The sequence below is a fragment of the Paraclostridium sp. genome, assembly GCF_051656405.1.
GTDB lineage: Bacteria > Bacillota > Clostridia > Peptostreptococcales > Peptostreptococcaceae > Paraclostridium.
In genome coordinates, this window is the sequence record NZ_JBOGBV010000014.1 from 17,390 (window position 1) to 35,649 (window position 18,260).

The 18,260-nt window shown below is 28.6% G+C and carries 17 protein-coding genes and 1 other annotated feature; of the genes, 4 read left to right on the top strand and 13 right to left on the bottom strand.

Going from position 1 to position 18,260, the window contains the following annotated elements:
- Nucleotides 1–279: 279 nt before the first annotated feature.
- Both prdR and ACRDDE_RS02320 read right to left on the bottom strand, forming a co-directional pair.
- Nucleotides 280–2,049, bottom strand: a complete 1,770-nt coding sequence (prdR, locus tag ACRDDE_RS02315) for a sigma-54 dependent transcriptional regulator PrdR (protein WP_438625246.1) — start codon at nt 2,047–2,049, stop codon at nt 280–282.
- A 135-nt stretch (nt 2,050–2,184) separates the two neighbouring features.
- Complete coding sequence (locus tag ACRDDE_RS02320) at nt 2,185–2,949, bottom strand: polysaccharide deacetylase family protein (RefSeq protein ID WP_438625248.1); 765 nt, start codon at nt 2,947–2,949, stop codon at nt 2,185–2,187.
- A gap of 123 nt (nt 2,950–3,072) precedes the next feature.
- On the opposite strand from ACRDDE_RS02320, the gene ACRDDE_RS02325 reads away from it, so the two are divergent.
- From ACRDDE_RS02325 to ACRDDE_RS02335, 3 genes are all read left to right on the top strand, one after another.
- The gene (locus tag ACRDDE_RS02325; protein WP_438625249.1) at nt 3,073–3,237 is read left to right on the top strand and encodes a hypothetical protein; all 165 of its coding nucleotides are present in this window, start codon (nt 3,073–3,075) and stop codon (nt 3,235–3,237) included.
- A 237-nt stretch (nt 3,238–3,474) separates the two neighbouring features.
- Nucleotides 3,475–3,672 (top strand): alpha/beta-type small acid-soluble spore protein, encoded by a 198-nt coding sequence (locus tag ACRDDE_RS02330; protein WP_021430292.1) that lies wholly within the window; start codon nt 3,475–3,477, stop codon nt 3,670–3,672.
- Nucleotides 3,673–3,850: 178 nt separating this feature from the next.
- The gene (locus ACRDDE_RS02335) at nt 3,851–4,387 is read left to right on the top strand and encodes a DUF4364 family protein (RefSeq protein WP_438625251.1); all 537 of its coding nucleotides are present in this window, start codon (nt 3,851–3,853) and stop codon (nt 4,385–4,387) included.
- A gap of 1 nt (nt 4,388) precedes the next feature.
- Here ACRDDE_RS02335 and ACRDDE_RS02340 read toward each other — a convergent pair whose 3' ends face one another.
- A complete protein-coding gene (locus ACRDDE_RS02340; protein WP_438625252.1) occupies nt 4,389–5,255 on the bottom strand; it encodes a YncE family protein in 867 nt (288 codons plus the stop codon).
- Between the two features lie 165 nt (nt 5,256–5,420).
- On the opposite strand from ACRDDE_RS02340, the gene ACRDDE_RS02345 reads away from it, so the two are divergent.
- Entirely contained in the window at nt 5,421–5,672 is a 252-nt protein-coding gene (locus tag ACRDDE_RS02345) for a TIGR03905 family TSCPD domain-containing protein (RefSeq protein ID WP_438625253.1), read from the top strand.
- 51 nt (nt 5,673–5,723) lie between these two features.
- On the opposite strand, the gene ACRDDE_RS02350 is transcribed toward ACRDDE_RS02345, so the two are convergent.
- From ACRDDE_RS02350 to ACRDDE_RS02395, 10 genes are all read right to left on the bottom strand, one after another.
- Nucleotides 5,724–7,019 carry a bifunctional folylpolyglutamate synthase/dihydrofolate synthase gene (locus ACRDDE_RS02350; RefSeq protein ID WP_438625255.1) on the bottom strand — a complete coding sequence of 432 codons (1,296 nt, stop codon included), beginning with the start codon at nt 7,017–7,019 and terminating at the stop codon, nt 5,724–5,726.
- 317 nt (nt 7,020–7,336) lie between these two features.
- Nucleotides 7,337–7,960: a PH domain-containing protein gene (locus ACRDDE_RS02355; protein ID WP_438625257.1), complete on the bottom strand. Its 624-nt coding sequence runs from the start codon at nt 7,958–7,960 to the stop codon at nt 7,337–7,339.
- 183 nt (nt 7,961–8,143) lie between these two features.
- Nucleotides 8,144–10,807, bottom strand: coding sequence for a valine--tRNA ligase (locus ACRDDE_RS02360; RefSeq protein WP_438625259.1), 2,664 nt, complete (start codon nt 10,805–10,807; stop codon nt 8,144–8,146).
- Between the two features lie 54 nt (nt 10,808–10,861).
- Nucleotides 10,862–11,092 (bottom strand) — a binding site (T-box leader).
- Nucleotides 11,093–11,159: 67 nt separating this feature from the next.
- Complete coding sequence (locus ACRDDE_RS02365) at nt 11,160–11,972, bottom strand: polysaccharide deacetylase family protein (protein ID WP_438625261.1); 813 nt, start codon at nt 11,970–11,972, stop codon at nt 11,160–11,162.
- A 168-nt stretch (nt 11,973–12,140) separates the two neighbouring features.
- A complete protein-coding gene (phoU, locus tag ACRDDE_RS02370) occupies nt 12,141–12,794 on the bottom strand; it encodes a phosphate signaling complex protein PhoU (protein WP_438625262.1) in 654 nt (217 codons plus the stop codon).
- Nucleotides 12,795–12,831: 37 nt separating this feature from the next.
- Complete coding sequence (gene pstB / locus ACRDDE_RS02375) at nt 12,832–13,587, bottom strand: phosphate ABC transporter ATP-binding protein PstB (protein ID WP_438625263.1); 756 nt, start codon at nt 13,585–13,587, stop codon at nt 12,832–12,834.
- Between the two features lies 1 nt (nt 13,588).
- Nucleotides 13,589–14,413, bottom strand: a complete 825-nt coding sequence (pstA, locus tag ACRDDE_RS02380) for a phosphate ABC transporter permease PstA (RefSeq protein WP_438625264.1) — start codon at nt 14,411–14,413, stop codon at nt 13,589–13,591.
- Nucleotide 14,414: 1 nt separating this feature from the next.
- Nucleotides 14,415–15,320, bottom strand: a complete 906-nt coding sequence (pstC, locus tag ACRDDE_RS02385) for a phosphate ABC transporter permease subunit PstC (RefSeq protein WP_438625265.1) — start codon at nt 15,318–15,320, stop codon at nt 14,415–14,417.
- 230 nt (nt 15,321–15,550) lie between these two features.
- Nucleotides 15,551–17,335, bottom strand: a complete 1,785-nt coding sequence (pepF, locus tag ACRDDE_RS02390; RefSeq protein WP_438625266.1) for an oligoendopeptidase F — start codon at nt 17,333–17,335, stop codon at nt 15,551–15,553.
- 26 nt (nt 17,336–17,361) lie between these two features.
- A complete protein-coding gene (locus tag ACRDDE_RS02395) occupies nt 17,362–18,213 on the bottom strand; it encodes a DegV family protein (protein ID WP_226888288.1) in 852 nt (283 codons plus the stop codon).
- Nucleotides 18,214–18,260 lie beyond the last annotated feature (47 nt).

Genomic DNA, 18,260 nt, shown 5'->3' on the forward strand with positions numbered 1-18,260 from the left:
GTGCCAATTATTTTATTTTAATTATTTTTTTGAAACTTTTGTCGTATTCGTTTATAAAATAACATTTTTCGACACGTTTTTTGTATTTATCTTTAATCTCTACATATATTTTATACCAAATTTCATCAAATTACAACGACAAATTACGTTTTCCCGAGAATAAATGTCACATTTCCGACACTTTTAAGATTTCATTTTAATTTTTTTATAGTTATTTTTATCACATCCCCCTAACTTCCCTATTTTAAATTGAAAACGTTATAAGTGTCTATTTTTCGTCTAATGTCTATTTTTAGTCACTTCTATATCATACTGTTCAATCTTATAATAAAGAGTTGTTCTTGGTATATTAAGTATTTTAGCTGCTTTTGCCTTATTTCCATTAGTCATACTCAATGCAACCTTTATAGTTTTTACCTCTAATTTACTTATAGCTTTATTAAGATCTAGTGGATATTCTTCATCTACACTTATATGTTGACTAGATTCAACTATATAAACAGGTATATCATCTTTATCTATTACATCTCCAGTAGATAACACTACTATGTTTTCTATTGTATTTTTTAATTCTCTTATATTACCTTTCCAAGTATATCTTTGCAATATATCCATAGCTTCTTTGCTTATTTTTAATGGTTCTCGATTATTTTCTTCACATATCTCTTTTATAAATTTATTAACTAAAAGTAATATGTCTTCTTTTCTTTCTCTTAATGGCGGTAAATCTATTTCTACTACATTCAATCTATAATACAAATCTTCTCTAAACTTGCCTTCTTCAACTAAATTTTGTAAATTTTTATTAGTTGCAGATATAATTCTAGCATCTATTTTTATAGTTTTTTCTCCACCTATTCTTCTTACTTCTTTTTCTTGCAATACTCTTAATAGTTTTGCCTGCATGCTTAATGGTAAATCTGCTATCTCGTCTAAAAATACAGTACCGTGTTTTGCTAATTCAAATATACCTATTTTACCTTTTTTGTTTGCACCGGTAAACGACCCCGCTTCATATCCAAAAAATTCACTCTCAAATAATTCTGATGGTATGGCACTACAGTTTACAGGTATAAAAGGCCCTTTTCTTTCACTGTAATCATGTATAGCTCGTGCAAAAACTTCTTTACCTGTTCCACTTTCTCCAAATATAAATATACTACTATTTGTATTCGAAACCCTTTTAGCAACTTCCTTCGCTCTCTCTAATTTATAACTTCTACCTAATATATTATCAAAACTTCCTTTTGATAAATTTTTTACTTCATCCTCTAAGTATTTTAATCTATCATTTGCCTTATCAAGTTTTCTTGAAAGCTTCTGTGCCTCTGTTATATCTACTTCTGTACATACAACTCCTACAAATTCCGAATTTATGAATATAGGGTTTGCATCAACTACTCCATAAACATCATTTTCATTATCATTATTTTTGTATATACCACTTTCTCTTGTTTTAGTTCTTAGAACTCTAGCTGATATAGTTCCACTAAGATACTTCTCCATGGATTTTCCAACAATTTCTTCTGACTTTATTCCATATCGATTTTCCATAAATTTATTCCAAAGAACAACTTTTCCATCTGTATTTATAGCACATATTCCTTCTTTTATTTCGCCTATTATATGCTTAACAGTTATTCCGTAATCTTCTAACTCCATATATAAAAAATCTCTTATATGTTTTTGATTTACGACCCCTATTAACTTTTCATTTTCTAATACTGGTAATACCCCTATGTTGTTTCTCATCATTATGTTTCTGCATTCATCTAACTTTGCATCTTTATTTATACTTATTAGATTTTTACTCATTGCATTTTTAACTAACTCATTTTTATAATCTTTACGTTTTAATGACAGGTTACATATATCCGTTAATGACACGATTCCTTTTATGCCGCCGTTTCCATTATCAACCATAACTTCTCTTTCATTTTTACTTACAATCAAGTCAATAGCTTGTCCTAGTGTGATGTTTTCATCAACTAAGACAAAACTCTTTCCCATAACATCTTTTACTATTTTAGTTTCTGGTACAGAAAACATTATAACCTCCTGAGAATGAAAATTTTTATAAGTACTATTATACTATATACCTTCTACATAAAATACTTACTATTTAAATACGATTTGTAAAATAAGTAATTAGAAAAAGTTATAGGCTTTCGCCTATAACTTTTTCTAATTACTTATTAATTTTTGAATTCCATTTGAATCAACTTCATAACCTTCATTATACATTAGCTTAGATAGTGGAACTATTTCATATTTTTCTTTTAACTTTGATATTGTTTTTTCTAAATATTGTTCACTATTTTTTATATCTCCATGAAATAAAACTATAGATCCAGGTTGAACTCCCTTTAAAACCTTCTCTGTGACAAAATTAGGCCCTATTTCCTTCCAATCAAACGAATCTATATCCCAATTAACTACAGTATATCCTAAGTCTTCACAAACCTTTAAACTCTTGTTATCAAATTCTCCAAAAGGAGGTCTATACATAGTTGTCTTTTCTCCGGTTATAGATTCTATTTTGGATGATGTTGTATTTAATTCATTTTTTAAATCAGATTCACTTATTTCTTTCATATTAGCATGTGAATTTGAATGGTTTCCTATGTCGTGTCCACGCTCACTAATTTCTTTTACTATTTTTTCATTTTCATCTACCCAATTTCCAACTAGAAAAAATGATGCTTTTACATTATATTTATCTAAAGTATCCAATATAGTTTCTATATTAGATGATCCAGATGCTATATCAAAAGTTAAAGATATTTTTCTATCATCAGTTTCTACTTTACTTATTGGAATTTTTTCATTTGACATATTTTCCCCTATGTACCTTACGCTATACACTACCCCAAATACAATTGTAAGCGTAAAAGCAAAAAACAAGAAACTAGATATCAACGATTTAATTTCAGTTATTTTCTTATTCATATCATCCCTCCAATTATAAATACTCTAGTACAAGTTTATTTTTATTTTTTTCAAAAAATTACTACTAAATTAATTTTATTAATTGGGAAAGTTAATTGTAATCTAAAAAAAGGTGGTGTATTTATGAATAATCTAAGAAGTGAGTTTGGAATTTTAAAAGGAAAATCTGAAAATAATGAAATCAAAAGCGTTAAATTAAACAGTACACATTTTTTAAGAGAAGCTCATGGAATTCAAGAAGGAATTAGAAAAGATAAAAAGATAAAAATAAATAAAAAATTCAAATAAAATTCGCTTCACTCATGTCGCCAACGACCTTTTGAAAAAACAGGTCCGTTGCTCAAGCTTTTAAGTTGGAAATTATATTTATCTATAATTCAAGATTAAATATAATTTCCTAAGAATTTTAAAAAAATTTTTTAAAATGTGAATATAATTTTATGCATTGGTTAAATTAATACCAACAACAAGATTTTAGAAAAAAACTTGTTGAGACATCTTATAACTTTAAGGAGGAAATTTACTATGTCAACTAAAAAAGCCGTTCCAGAAGCTAAAGCAGCATTAAATCAAATGAAGCTAGAAATAGCTAATGAGTTAGGTTTATCTAACTATGAATCAGTAGATAAAGGAAACTTAACTGCTAGACAAAATGGATATGTAGGTGGATACATGACTAAAAAGCTAGTAGAAATGGCAGAAAGACAAATGTCTGGAAAATAAGTAGTAAATTAGACACCTAGGATTCATGAGAAGGCTACCTGACAAGGTAGCCTTTTTACATAGATAAATAAAATTTTTATATAAGTGCAAATATTTAAATATTAAATTCTACTTTTATTTTTATATGTTTTAGTTTAATATAGTAGTTATATAGAAACATTATACGGAGGATGATATTATGTTTGAAAACTCATCTGAAGAATTAGCTTACCATAAGTTACTAATCTTATATGTTTTAGAAAAAGCTAATATGAATTTAACAAATTCTCAAATAACACAAGTTATTCTTGAGACGGAAGTAATGAATTATTTCTCATTACAGCAATTTCTTTCACAACTTATGGATGCCAAATTCTTAAAAATATATGAAGATTCAAATAGAGAGTATTACACTTTAACACAAAAAGGTATTGAGACTCTAAACTACTTCTTATCTAGAATTCCTTCTCAAATTACAGAGAAGCTAGATGAGTATATAAAATTAAATAAAGAAAACTTATTAGCAGATACTCAAGTAAAGTCAAGCTTTGTCAAGCAAAGTGATAATGAATATATAGTAAATCTACGAGTTATTGAAAACCAATCAAACTTAATAGATTTAAATTTAAACGTATCTTCCGAAAAACAAGCAAAATTAATATGCGACAATTGGAAAAAGAATGCATCGTATATGTATGCTGAAATAATAGAACTACTTATTACAAACAAAAAATAGCCTACACAAAAACTATAGTGGTAGGCTCTTTTCCTACCTTAATTTCATCTATAATCTCATTTTTATCCGTTCCATAAATCTTAACACTATTATTAAACGTATCAGTTAAAAACAAAAATTTACTATCATTTGATAGTTCTAACCCTTGAGGATTTCCATTTACCTTTATACATCCAATTTCTTTATGTGTTTTATAATCTAATATTTTTATAGCTTTATAGCCTAAGTCTGCTATATATATATATTCTTTTTTATAATTTACACATATTTCAACTGGAATTAAAAAATTTCCTATTGTATCTAATATATTTAAATTTTTTTTATCTAAAATAATTATCTTACCATCTAATGTAGATGTGTATATAATACCCTTATATTTATCTATCTTTATATGCCATGCTTTATAATCTAAATCAACTTTTCGCTCAACTATTTTCTTTTCTATATCTATACATAGAATAGAATCTATACAAGGCACATATAGTTTGTTCTCTACTTTATCATATGCAAACCCATGAGGCATATTATCAACGCTAATAACCCCTATTGGTTCCAGATTATCCTTATTCAATACATAAATGCTATTAGAATCTTCATTAGCTACAAAAAGTTCATTTTTACAAAGTGAAACCTGACTTAAATTTCCTCCTATAGATACAGAGTCTATTATTTTCTCTTTTTCAATATCTAAAACATAAAGAACTCCATCAAACGAACTTGGTATATACATTATGTTTTTATCTTTTTCTATGCAAAAATGGTGAGGATATATGTCTGGCCCTAATTTTATTTCTTTTTCCAATTTAAGAGACTTATAATCTATTACACTTAAACTCTGTGATAAATAATTAGATGTATATAGCTTCAAAACAAAACCCCCTCGCAATAAAATGTACTATCATAGTATATTGTTTAAAATGCTCGTCTTATTACTTTTTTTACTAACTAGGAAATTATGCTTATTAAAAAGTTGTTGATATTCATCTATATTATTTGATATTATTTACTTATCATGTTTTTGGAGGTATTTATAATGAAAGTATCATTTAAACCATCAGGGGTTTGTTGTAAGGAAATGGTGTTTGATATCGATGAAAATAATATAGTTACAAGTGTAGACTTCGTTGGTGGATGTCCTGGTAACTTATTAGGTCTTAAACATCTTGTAGAAGGAACTCCTGCTAATGAAGTTGCAGAGAAATTAGCTGGTATAACTTGTGGAGGAAAATCTACTTCTTGTCCTGATCAATTATCAAAAGCTTTACGTGAACAATTATCAAAATAAAAAAAGAAAGTTTGTAATTTAAGTATTTTAACTCAAATTACAAACTCTTTTTTATTTATTTACTATTATAGTTCTTACGTTTCCTATCATATATAAAGATCCTGCACTTATTATTACATCATCTTTATTTGATATTTCTAATGCATAGTCAACAGCTTCTTTTATATTTGGTTTGCAAGTTACTTCTATATTATATCTTTCTATTTTTTCTTTAAGTTTATTAGCATCTATAGCTCTTGGATTATCAGGAGTAGTAGTTATAACCTTATTGAATTTAGGTATTAATAAATCCAATACAGATTCTATATCCTTGTCTTCAAGCATTCCTATAACTAGAATCTTGTTTTTATTTTCAAAATATTTATCAATAGAATTCGCAAGTGATTTAGCACCTTCTTCATTATGTGCTCCATCTATTATAAACATTGGATTTTCACTTATTTTTTCTATTCTTCCTGGCCACTTAGTTTCTAATAGACCTTTTCTAATATTTTCTTCAGATATATTTGTAATTTTAATATCATTTAAATACTCAATAACATTTAAAGCTACAATAGAATTTTTTATCTGATGATCTCCTATTAATTTAATTTCTAAATCATTTAATTCTTTTCCATTTATATTACAATTATATATTTGTGAGTTAATATTTGATGATTTTATTTCTATATTTTTAAAATCACATTCTATGTATTTAGATTTCTTTTCAGCACATATATTTTTTATAACTTCACTTGCTTCTTCTTGTTGTGGATACACTATAGTAGTGCAATCTTCTTTTATAATTCCACCCTTTTCAAAAGCTATTTTTCCTAACGTATCTCCAAGTATACCTGTATGATCTAAACTTATTGAAGTTATTGCACTTACTACAGGTTTATCGATGACATTAGTTGCATCGTATCTACCTCCAAGACCAACTTCTAGAGCAACAAAGTCAACTTTTTCTTGGTTGTAATAATAAAATGCCATAGCCGTAACTATTTCAAATTCAGTAGGATAAGAATATCCTTCACCAACCATTATTTCTATTTTTTCTTTTATTAAAGATACTATTTTTCCAACTTCTTCTTCTTGTATATTTTCTCCATTTACTCTTATTCTTTCTGTAAATGTCTCTAAAAATGGAGAAGTATATAATCCTACTTTATATCCACTTTCTTTTAAAATAGATGCTATGAAAGAACATGTTGATCCTTTACCATTAGTACCTGCAACGTGTATTATTTTTAAATTATTTTGCGGGTTTCCTAATAGTTCTAATAATTTTTTTATATTATCTAATCCTAGTCTCATACCAAACTTATGACTTTCGTGTATAAACTGTAAAGCCTCATTATAATTCATATTGTTCCTCCATTGTATAATTAAGTGTAAATTATTTCTAATGTTATTTAATTTCGGCAAAATACTCAATTAATCCTCTTGTTAATAATTTAAAAATTATATGTAAATTCCCTGTCTGAAAATTTTCAAAAATAAAATTGCCAACTTATATTTTAACTTATATTTAGTCAATTTATCTATATACTATTTCATATTTTCATCCATAAATTTAAAAGAGTCCATATATAAGTTTTAGCTACATTTCAAAGCATCTTTTGCGCTTTGTTGAGCAAAACTTATATATGGACTCTACATACTCTACTATTATATATATTGGTTTAATTATTTATATATTTTTCAAATACTTCAGTGAAATCTTTATTGCTATAATTTAATCTTAGCGATTCCATCCAATCTAAGTTAAAGTTAGTTAACTCTTTTACAACATTTGCTGCATTTCCATCTAACTTACATCTTGAAATTGCATTGTTTGCCATATCAAGACCTTTTGTTCCATCTTGTATAGCAACTTGATTTTTACCTTGTTGTATTCCAACTTCAACTAAAGCTTTATATAAATCTTTTAATTGCTCTAATTGTTTTTTATCTACATCTATACTAAATGCTTCTTCTCCAAAGCTAAATTTTATCTCTATATCTAAATCTACAGTTCCTGCAGTTTCTAGCGTTACTGAATGTACCCTTTCATAATAAAATTCATGTCTTTTAACAGTTCTTTTTTTGCTAATTGCATTAGCTCCATCTACATGTAAAAGTCCTCTATTTGTAAACACATACTCATCCGATTTTGATTTTATAACAAAGAATATTTTTTCTCCATCTTCATGCATTATATAATCATCACCATCTACTTTATCAAAATCTCTTGGCGATATTATTTTACCTATATCAGATAAACCTAAAGTATCAGCTGCCATTCTTCCAAATAAATTTCCTGCCATAAATACCCCTCCTTAAATTTTATTATTTACTATTATACCCTATAATCCTAATTCTTCACATAACTCTTTACCTTTATCCTTATCTTCCCATCATAAAGAGACCCCGTTTAAGTTTTAGCGACATTTCAAAGCATCTTTTCCGCTTTGTGGAGCAAAACTTAAACAGGGTCTCTACTATTTTTACTACTTCATTTTAGCTTCTATATTTTCGATTCTTTCAATAACTGATTTCATCATTTCTTCAAATTTTTCTTTTTTAGCTTTTTCTTCATTAACTAAGCTTTCTGGAGCTTTAGCTAAGAATCCTTGGTTAGAAAGTTTTCCGTTTACTCTCTTTATTTCACCTTCTAATTTAGCTTTTTCCTTATTTAATCTATCTAGTTCTTTAGTGAAGTCAACTAATTCATCAAGAGGTATAAATATTTTTACACCATCTATAACAACACTTACAGCGTCTTCTGGTATATTAGTTTCATCTTCAACTATTTCAACTGTAGATGCAGATGCTAATGTTACAAAGTAATCAAGTCCAGCTTCCATAGCTTCTTTCTTATCAGCTGTTGGAACTATTATCACTTTAGCTTTCTTTGATGGTGGTACGTTCATTTCAGCTCTTACGTTTCTTATGTTTCTTATACCATCCATTGTTAAGTTCATCATTTCTTCTTCTTTAGCCATGTTGTCAGCTCCATCGTAATGAGGGAACTGAGCTACAACTATACTTCCTTCTACAGTTGGAAGGTGAGTATATATTTCTTCAGTTATAAATGGCATGTATGGATGAAGAAGTTTTAATATTTTTTCTAATACATATGTTAATGTATATAATGCTGTTTGCTTAGCTTCTTTATCATCTGAGTATAATCTTGGCTTAACTATTTCTATATACCAGTCACAGTACTCTGACCAAGCAAAGTCATATATTTTTTGAGCTGCTATTCCTAAGTCAAACTTATCCATGTTATCAGTAACTTCTTTAACAACATTGTTAGCTCTTGAAATTATCCATTTGTCAGCTAAAGTCATATTTTTTTCTACTGATTCTCTAGTAACACCATTCATTATTTCTTCATCTATGTTCATAAATACGAATCTAGATGCATTCCATAACTTATTAGCAAAGTTTCTAGATGATTCAACTCTTTCCATATAGAATCTCATATCATTGCCTGGAGAGTTTCCTGTAGCTAACATGAATCTTAAAGCATCAGCTCCGTACATGTCTATTACTTCTAATGGATCTATTCCGTTTCCTAGAGATTTACTCATTTTTCTACCTTCTGAGTCTCTTACAAGTCCATGTATTAATACATGCTCAAATGGAGTTTCTCCCATACAGAACATTCCTGCAAATGCCATTCTTACAACCCAGAAGAATATTATATCGTATCCAGTTACAAGTACACTTGTTGGATAGTAATAGTTTAGCTCTTCTGTTTTATTAGGCCATCCTAATGTTGAGAAAGGCCATAATGCAGATGAGAACCATGTATCTAATACATCTTCATCTTGCTTGAAGTGAGTATGTCCACATTTACATTGTTTTGGCATTTCTTTAGCAACTACTACTTCACCACATTCTTGACAGTAGTATGCTGGTATTTGGTGACCCCACCATAACTGTCTTGATATACACCAGTCTCTTATATTTTCTAACCATTGTAAGTAAGTTTTATCAAATTTATCTGGAACAAACTCTAAATCTTGTTTCTTTAATATATCTATAGCTGGTTTTGCTAATTCATCCATTTTAACGAACCATTGATCTGATAATCTTGGCTCAACTACAGTTTTACATCTGTAACAAGATCCTACATTGTGATTATGATCTTTTATAGCTATTAAGTATCCAGATTCTTCTAAGTCAGCTATAAGTTGCTTTCTGCACTCATATCTGTCCATACCTTCGTACTTACCAGCTAATTTATTCATAGTTCCATCTTCGTTCATTACGTTTATTTTTTCAAGATTATGTCTTTGACCTACTTCAAAGTCATTAGGATCATGCGCTGGAGTCATTTTAACTGCACCTGTACCAAACTCTAAATCAACGTAATCATCTGCAACTATAATAAGTTCTCTTCCTACTAATGGCAGTATAGCATGCTTTCCTACTAAATGAGTGTATCTTTCATCTTCTGGGTTTACAGCTATACCTGTATCTCCAAGCATTGTTTCTGGTCTAGTTGTAGCTATTTCTAAAAATTCATCACTACCTGCTATTGGGTATTTTATATGATAGAACTTTCCATCATGTTCTTCATGCTCAACTTCTGCATCAGATAATGTAGTTTTACAATCTGGGCACCAGTTTATTATTCTGTTTCCTTTATAAATTTGACCTTTTTCATATAACTTTACAAAGAATTCTGTAACTGCTTCATTACAACCTTGGTCCATTGTAAATCTTTCTCTTTCCCAGTCACATGAATCTCCTAATTGTTTCATTTGGTCTACTATTTTTCTACCAAATTCATTTCTCCAGTCCATAGCTCTTTTTAAGAACTCTTCTCTTCCTATTTCGTACTTAGTTTTTCCTTCTTGTTGCTTTATTCTTTCAACAACTTTAACTTCTGTTGCTATAGATGCATGGTCTGTTCCTGGTTGCCATAAAGTTTCATAACCGTCCATTCTCTTCCATCTTATAAGTATATCTTGTAATGTATGGTCAAGAGCATGCCCCATGTGTAATTGCCCCGTTATGTTTGGTGGGGGAAGCATTATAGTAAATGGCTTTTTATTTGGGTTTGGCTTAGATTTGAATAAACCTTCTTCTACCCACTTTGAATATAATCTTGATTCAAAGTCTTTTGGATTATACGTTTTTGGTAAGTTTGTATTTTCCATGTAAATTCCTCCTATTTTTTATTTTATATACATAAAAAAGAGCCCTTCATCCTATTTAAGGACGAAAAGCTCGCGTTACCACCTTAATTTTATGTAAAGTTTTTAATTAAACTTTACATAACACTTAATAAATTTAACGATTCTCACCGTCTAAGCTTACTATTATTTTCAGCTTAGAAACTCCAAAGCTACCTTCTGCAATTCATTTCTTAGAAAGTCTTTCAGCCGGTGAACTTTCTTCTCTGTAAGTTGAGTTTGCATACTCCTCTTTTTCTCAGTTTTTAAATATTCTGTTTATCTTTTAATTATATATAATCATCATTATTATTGTCAATATTTATAAATATTATATTCAGTTACGTAAGTTTTGTTCCCAAAAGTTTTTTGGCATATCACTTTCTTCTATTGGCATTATTGTATATCCTTTTTCTTTTAATTGATTTATTATACCTTGAAGAGCTTTAACACTTTGTTCCTTTTCATGCATTAAAAGTACAACTTCACTATGTTGATCGGAATATTTATTTACATTGTTTACTATAGTTTGTGGAGTTCCCTTCCAATCTTCTGTATCCAAATTCCAATCCCAGATTTTAAATCCATCATCAACTAATGCATTGTATGATTCTTCTGGAGCATAAGGTTTACTACCATAAGGCAATCTTATTAAGTTTGAGTTTACTTTAGCAATTTTATTTAATGTGTCTTGGCACTTATCAAATTCATTAACAGTATTTTCAGGAGTTTTATATAGTACAGATATGTCGTGACTTACACTGTGAAATCCCATAGAGTGGCCCTCTTGAGCGATTCTTTTTAATTGTTCTGGATGTTGTTTCATATTACCTTCTATCATAAAGAACGTGGCTTTAACATTATTGCTATCTAGGATAGATAATATTCCATCAGTATATTTAGACGGTCCATCATCAATTGTTATATAAGCAACCTTCTCAGGTTTTGGCTTCGGTCCTCTATTATTTACACTACTTGCTTTCATCATGAGGTCAGTTAATGTCATCGTATCACTTTCTAGCAATTCTATATCTATATTATTTTGTTCACTTGATGTAGCAGTTATTTTATCAAATGTAACAAATAATAAAAACAAAAGTAATACAACTGTAGATACACTTAAAAAAATAGGTTTTATTTTTCTTTTCATCCCCACTTCCCCTTTGTTTTTTATATTTTAATAAATACTATTAGTTATTATTGACAATTATTTCAATCAATATAGCTAAATTTTATAATTAAACACTGTACTTTAAATAGATATGTTTGCACTCAATAAAATATTAGCACAAAAAAATAAAACTACATTCCTGTAGTTTTATCCTATTTCAATCATATCGCCTCTTAATGCATATATAATTTTTTCACATATATTGGTAATATGGTCTCCAATTCGTTCTAAATATCTAGCAACAAACAGCATTGTCACTCCTTGGTCTATGTTTACTTCTTTTTCATGCATAACTTTAAGAGTATGTTCATGTATAACATCATACAACTTATCTACTAAGTCATCTTTTAAAGCTGTATTGTATGCAAGCTCTTCATCTCTTAGTTCTAAAGCTTTCTTTGCATCTTTTATCATATCAATGCATATATCTTTCATTTTAGGTATATCTATTAATTCTTTTATATATTCTTCTTTTCCTATCTTTACAACTTCAACTGATATATTTACAGAATAATCGCCTATACGCTCTAACTCTAAACACATACTTTCTAATGCATATATAAATCTTAAATCTTTTGCCATAGGTTGTTTTAATGCCATAAGTTCAATACTTCTATCCCTTATATAGTCTCTTAAAGTGTCTATTTCGTCATCTTTTTCTGAAATTCCTTTTGCTTTTTCAATATCTTTTGTTATCATGCTGTTTATTGACTCTTCTAGAATTTCTTGACTTTTATCAAACATTTTTAGTGTATAGTTTATAAGAGTATTTATATTTAACTCTAAGTTATTGTTGACCATTTTAAAACTCCTTTTTATTGATTATTTTATATTTATTTTATCCAAATCTTCCTGTTATATAATCTTCTGTACGTTTATCTCTTGGACTAGTAAATATAGTTTTTGTTTCGTCAAATTCTACAACCTCTCCCGATAGGAAAAATGCAGTTTCATCCGATACACGCGCTGCTTGTTGCATATTATGAGTTACTATTACTATAGTATATTTATCTTTTAACTCATCTATTAATTCTTCTACTTTAGATGTTGATATCGGATCTAGCGCTGAAGTTGGCTCATCCATTAATATTACTTCTGGCTTCATAGCTATTGTTCTAGCTATACAAATACGTTGTTGCTGCCCTCCTGATAATCCTAAAGCTGATTTATTTAATCTGTCTTTAACTTCATCCCAAATAGCAGCTCCCCTTAAGCTTTCTTCAACAATCTTATCTAAGGTAGCTTTATCTTTTATTCCATGTATTCTAGGTCCATATGCAACATTATCATATATACTCATTGGGAATGGATTTGGTTTTTGGAATACCATTCCTACTTTTGTACGTAGTTTTATAACATCATCAGATTTATATATATCTTCTCCGTCTACAGATATTTCCCCTTTTATTTTAACATTTTCAATTAAGTCGTTCATTCTATTTAAAGTTCTTAAAAAAGTTGATTTTCCACATCCTGAAGGTCCTATTAATGCAGTTACTTTTTTTTCTTTTATCTGCATATCTATTCCTTTTAATGCTTTGTTATCTCCATAGAAAAGTTCTAAGTTTTTTACATTTATTTTTATATTCTTCATCTTAATAGCTCTCCTTACTAAGCTTTTTAACTATAAATTTAGCTAAAGTATTTAAACATAATACGATAATTATTAAAACTATACCTACGCTAGCTGCTTGTTGTATATTTCCAGTTTCTTTAGCAACTAAGTAAGATTGAACTGTAAGTGTTCTAGCACTATCAAATATACTAGTTGGCATTTGTGCTACTGTCCCAGCTGTTAATAATATAGCTGCTGATTCTCCAACTACACGACCTATCGATAGTATTATTCCTGATAAAATCCCTGGTAATGCACTTGGTACTATTACTTTGTATAGAGTTTGGAATTTTGTAGCTCCCATAGCTAAAGATGCTTCTCTATATCCTTGTGGAACTGTCTTTAATGCTTCTTCTGTTGTACGTATTATTACAGGTAGAATTATTATAGCCACTGTTAATGATCCTGCAATAATTGAATATCCCATTTGAAGTGTTATAACAAAGAATATACCTCCAAATAATCCATAAACTATAGATGGTATTCCTGCTAAACTCTCTGTTGCAAATCTTACAATATTAACTATTGGTCCTTTTTTAGCATATTCTTGTAGATATACTGCCGCTAAAACACCTATTGGTGTAGCAACTATTAATGATAAAAATACTGTATATAAAGTTGTGACGATCATTGGTAGTATTCCACCATCACCACTTGCTGAATAATCACTAATTAAAAAGTTTAGGTTTATTCCCCCAATACCTTTTATAAATATAAATCCAACTATTACTAACAACATTCCTATTGTGAATATAGCTGATAGCCAAACTGCCGCCTTTAAAAAATTTTCTCTTAATTTTCTCATATTAATTGCCTGCCTTATTAGAAAGTTTACTTAATACTAAGTTAAGTACTAATATAAATATAAATAGTACAACTCCTGTCGCAAATAGCATCTCTTGATGTGTTCCAAATGCGTATCCCATTTCTAATGCAATATTAGTTGTTAATGGTCTTACACTATCCATAAGTGAGTTAGGTAAAACTGGTGAGTTACCTGCAACTAGTATTACTGCCATAGTCTCACCTAAAGCTCTTCCTGTTCCTAATACTACAGCCGCTAAAATACCTGATTTTGCAGCTGGTAAAACTACTTTAAATATTGTTTCAATTTTTGATGCTCCTAAAGCTAAAGACCCTTCTCTATAAGCATCTGGTACAGCTTTTATAGCAGTTTTTGAAACAGCTATTATCGTAGGTAACATCATTATAGAAAGAACTATTATTACAGCAAATAAACTTTGTCCCTTTGGTAAATTAAATACATCTTGAATAGTTGGAACAATAACTGCTAATCCAAATAATCCATAAAGCACAGATGGTATTCCTGCTAATAAGTCAACTCCAGAACTTATTAGGTTTGCTACTTTTTTAGGAGCTACTTCTGCAATAAATGCTGCTGTAAGAATCCCGATCGGAGCACCTATTAAAAGTGCACCTAGTGTTGATAAAATTGATGCTACTATCATAGGTAAAATTCCATATTGATCTGCACTTGGAACCCACGAAGTACCTGTTAAAAAGTCTATAAATGAGTATCCTTTTGATATAAATGGTGTAAGTCCTTTATAAAAAACAAAACCTATAATAAGTAATAAGCTAATTACTGCAATTAAAGCACTTATCATAAATACATTTTTTGCTATTTTTTCTATTGTATACTTTGTTTTGTTGTTATTTTTAGTTTTAATCAGTTGCTCATTAGCTAACATAAATACCTCCAATTTTTTATAACTCTTATGATTTCTAATTTATAATTTTAGTTTGTCAACTTTACTATGCTTTATTCTTTTTTAAGTTTTTTCTCTACAATTCAATAATAAAGTTTAAATGTTAAGTTTAAATTAGAGTTATGTTAACTGAAAGTAAAGTATGTTAACTCGCCGTAAAATGAAGTTTTTCAAACTAAATTCAATATTTTCAAAAAAAAAGAGAATGTTGATTAACATTCTCTCTCTAATTCATTTACTAATTCTTTAAATACATTTAAAGCATTTTCTATAGATTCTTTTTTCTCCATGTCTACTCCAGCAGCTCTTAGTTGGTTAAGTGGATATTCCGATCCTCCACTTTTTAAGAACTCTATATACTTATCAACAGCTACATCACCTTCTTTTAAGATTTTTTCACTTAAAGCACTAGCTGCTGAAAATCCTGTTGCATATTTATATACATAGAAATTTGAATAAAAATGAGGTATTCTAGCCCACTCTAATCCTATCGGTTCATCTACTATGCAAGATTTTCCATAGTATTTTTTATTTAAATCATAATATATTTCTGTAAATTCTTTAGCAGTTAACGGTTCTTTGTTTTCTACTTTTTCATGAGTTATCTTTTCAAATTCAGCAAACATAGTTTGTCTATATACTGTAGTTCTGAATTGTTCTAAATAATAATTTAAAAGATACATTCTTTCTTCTTTTGATTTTGAGTTTTCTAGTAAATAATTTACAAGCAATAATTCATTTAAAGTTGATGCAACTTCTGCTACAAATATTTTGTATGATGAATATAAATATTCTTGATTACTTCTTGAGTAGTAACTATGCATAGAATGTCCAAGTTCATGAATCAATGTAAACAATGAGTTTAAATCATCTTTATAGCTCATCAATATGTATGGAGATGAATCATAACTTCCCCATGAATAAGCTCCACCTTGCTTACCTTCATTTTCATAAACATCTATCCATCTTTCATCAAAAGCTTTTTTAACAACACTTAAGTATTCTTCACCTAATGGTTTTAATGCTTTTAATATTATTTCTTGTGCTTCTTCATAAGTTACCTTCATATCAAAGTTTGATGTTATAGGTACATATAAATCATACATATGCATTTCGTCTATACCTAAATATTTTTTTCTTAAATCTACATATTTATTTAATGTATCTAAACTCTCATCAACTGCATCAATTAAGTTATTATATACATCTACACTTATATCATCTTGGAATAATGAACCTTCTATAGCTGATTTAAAGTTTCTCATTTTTGCATAGAAAATTTCACTTTTTATTCCACCGTATAAAGTTGATGCAAATGTATTTTTATATTCATCGTAAGTTGAATATACAGCATCAAATGCATCCTTTCTAACTCTTTTATCTTTGCTCTTTAAGAACGCAGAGTAATTTCCATGAGTAATTTGTACAGTTTCTCCCTTTTCATCTTTTATTTCAGGGAATTTTAAATCTGCAAAAGAAAACATTTCATATACATTTTCAGCTATTCCACTTAAATCTGAAGCTGCTGCTAGTATTTCTTCTTCTTTTTCTGTAAGTGTATGAGGTTTATCCCTTAGTATTTCATCTAAATGTTTTTTGTAAAAATTTAATTTTTCATCACTTAAATACTCTTGTAATTTTGATTCATCCATTGCTATTATCTCCGGAACCATATATGATGTTGCCATTGATAATTCTGTAGATAACATTTCAGTCTTAGTAGCTTTAGCCTGATTCTCATTTTTTCTAGTGTCTTCATGTTGTTTCATATGAGTATATACGTATAAATTTTGAAGTATTCTAGATGCTTTTTCTGAATCTATTAATACCTTATAAAGGTTTTCTTTGCTATCAGCAAGTTTTCCTTTGTAAGTTTTAAGTTCACCTATAATTGCATCTACTTTTTTTATATCTTGGTCTATAGCTTCTTCACTTTTATACATATTGTCTATATCCCATTTAAACTTTTCTTCTATAGAAGCTCTATCTAATCCCATAATTTCACTCCTTTGTTTATAATATTTTACAGAACAGCTATTAATATTGCTCCTTCTGATGTGTAAGTTCCCATAACAGGACCTATACTTGATATTATTATGTCCTTATGTTCATAATTTTCTTCTATATGTTTAGCTATTTTTTCAGCTTTTTCTTTACAGTTTGAATGTCCTATAACTAAATTTTTATTTTTTATATCATGAACATTGTTTTTTACCTTCTCAAATAGCTTTTTCATACTATTACCTTCGCCTCTTGCTTTATCTATAGGTTTAACTAATCCTTCTGATATTTCTATTATAACTTTAAAGTTAAGCGCATTTATTAATTTTCCAGCGATAGGATTTACCCTTCCACCTTTTATAGCGTTTTCAAGCGTATCTAACACACCATAAAAAGCTATGTCTCCTTTTATATCTTCTAAATATTCAACTACTTCTTTTAAACATTTTCCTTCTTCTATTAATTTATTAGATTTATAAACCATTAATCCAACTCCTATAGATCCACTTAATGAATCTACAACAGCTATTCTCTTTTCACTTTCAGGATTATGTTCTAAATATATATTTTTAGCTAATACAGCACTACTATAAGTACTAGATAATTTAGAAGTAAGTGTAATAATTAATATTTCCTCTTCTTCACAGTCAAACATTTCTATGAATCTCTCAGGTGATGGACTTGATGTCTTAGGTAATTCTTTACACCCCTTCATTTTCTCATAAAACGTTTCTTCAGTAATTTCTTCTCCGCCTATATAGTTTTCCTCTCCAAATGCTATATTTATTCCTACAACTTTTACTCCCATTTCATCTAATAGTTCTTTAGGGAAATCAGTTGACCCTTCAATTATTACTCTTATGTTTGTCTTCAATTCATACACCTCGATTTTAATTATAGCTATATCTTATTTTATATATT

What these genes read in the sequence shown, in the direction of transcription:
- prdR (WP_438625246.1), bottom strand. Translation starts at nt 2,049, where the DNA reads ATGTTTTCTGTACCAGAAACTAAAATAGTAAAAGATGTTATGGGAAAG.
- pstC (WP_438625265.1), bottom strand. Translation starts at nt 15,320, where the DNA reads ATGTTAGCTAATGAGCAACTGATTAAAACTAAAAATAACAACAAAACA.
- phoU (WP_438625262.1), bottom strand. Translation starts at nt 12,794, where the DNA reads ATGGTCAACAATAACTTAGAGTTAAATATAAATACTCTTATAAACTAT.
- ACRDDE_RS02330 (WP_021430292.1), top strand. Translation starts at nt 3,475, where the DNA reads ATGTCAACTAAAAAAGCCGTTCCAGAAGCTAAAGCAGCATTAAATCAA.
- ACRDDE_RS02355 (WP_438625257.1), bottom strand. Translation starts at nt 7,960, where the DNA reads ATGGCAGGAAATTTATTTGGAAGAATGGCAGCTGATACTTTAGGTTTA.
- ACRDDE_RS02325 (WP_438625249.1), top strand. Translation starts at nt 3,073, where the DNA reads ATGAATAATCTAAGAAGTGAGTTTGGAATTTTAAAAGGAAAATCTGAA.
- ACRDDE_RS02360 (WP_438625259.1), bottom strand. Translation starts at nt 10,807, where the DNA reads ATGGAAAATACAAACTTACCAAAAACGTATAATCCAAAAGACTTTGAA.
- ACRDDE_RS02320 (WP_438625248.1), bottom strand. Translation starts at nt 2,949, where the DNA reads ATGAATAAGAAAATAACTGAAATTAAATCGTTGATATCTAGTTTCTTG.
- ACRDDE_RS02345 (WP_438625253.1), top strand. Translation starts at nt 5,421, where the DNA reads ATGAAAGTATCATTTAAACCATCAGGGGTTTGTTGTAAGGAAATGGTG.
- ACRDDE_RS02335 (WP_438625251.1), top strand. Translation starts at nt 3,851, where the DNA reads ATGTTTGAAAACTCATCTGAAGAATTAGCTTACCATAAGTTACTAATC.
- pepF (WP_438625266.1), bottom strand. Translation starts at nt 17,335, where the DNA reads ATGGGATTAGATAGAGCTTCTATAGAAGAAAAGTTTAAATGGGATATA.
- ACRDDE_RS02365 (WP_438625261.1), bottom strand. Translation starts at nt 11,972, where the DNA reads ATGAAAAGAAAAATAAAACCTATTTTTTTAAGTGTATCTACAGTTGTA.
- ACRDDE_RS02350 (WP_438625255.1), bottom strand. Translation starts at nt 7,019, where the DNA reads ATGAATTATAATGAGGCTTTACAGTTTATACACGAAAGTCATAAGTTT.
- pstA (WP_438625264.1), bottom strand. Translation starts at nt 14,413, where the DNA reads ATGAGAAAATTAAGAGAAAATTTTTTAAAGGCGGCAGTTTGGCTATCA.
- pstB (WP_438625263.1), bottom strand. Translation starts at nt 13,587, where the DNA reads ATGAAGAATATAAAAATAAATGTAAAAAACTTAGAACTTTTCTATGGA.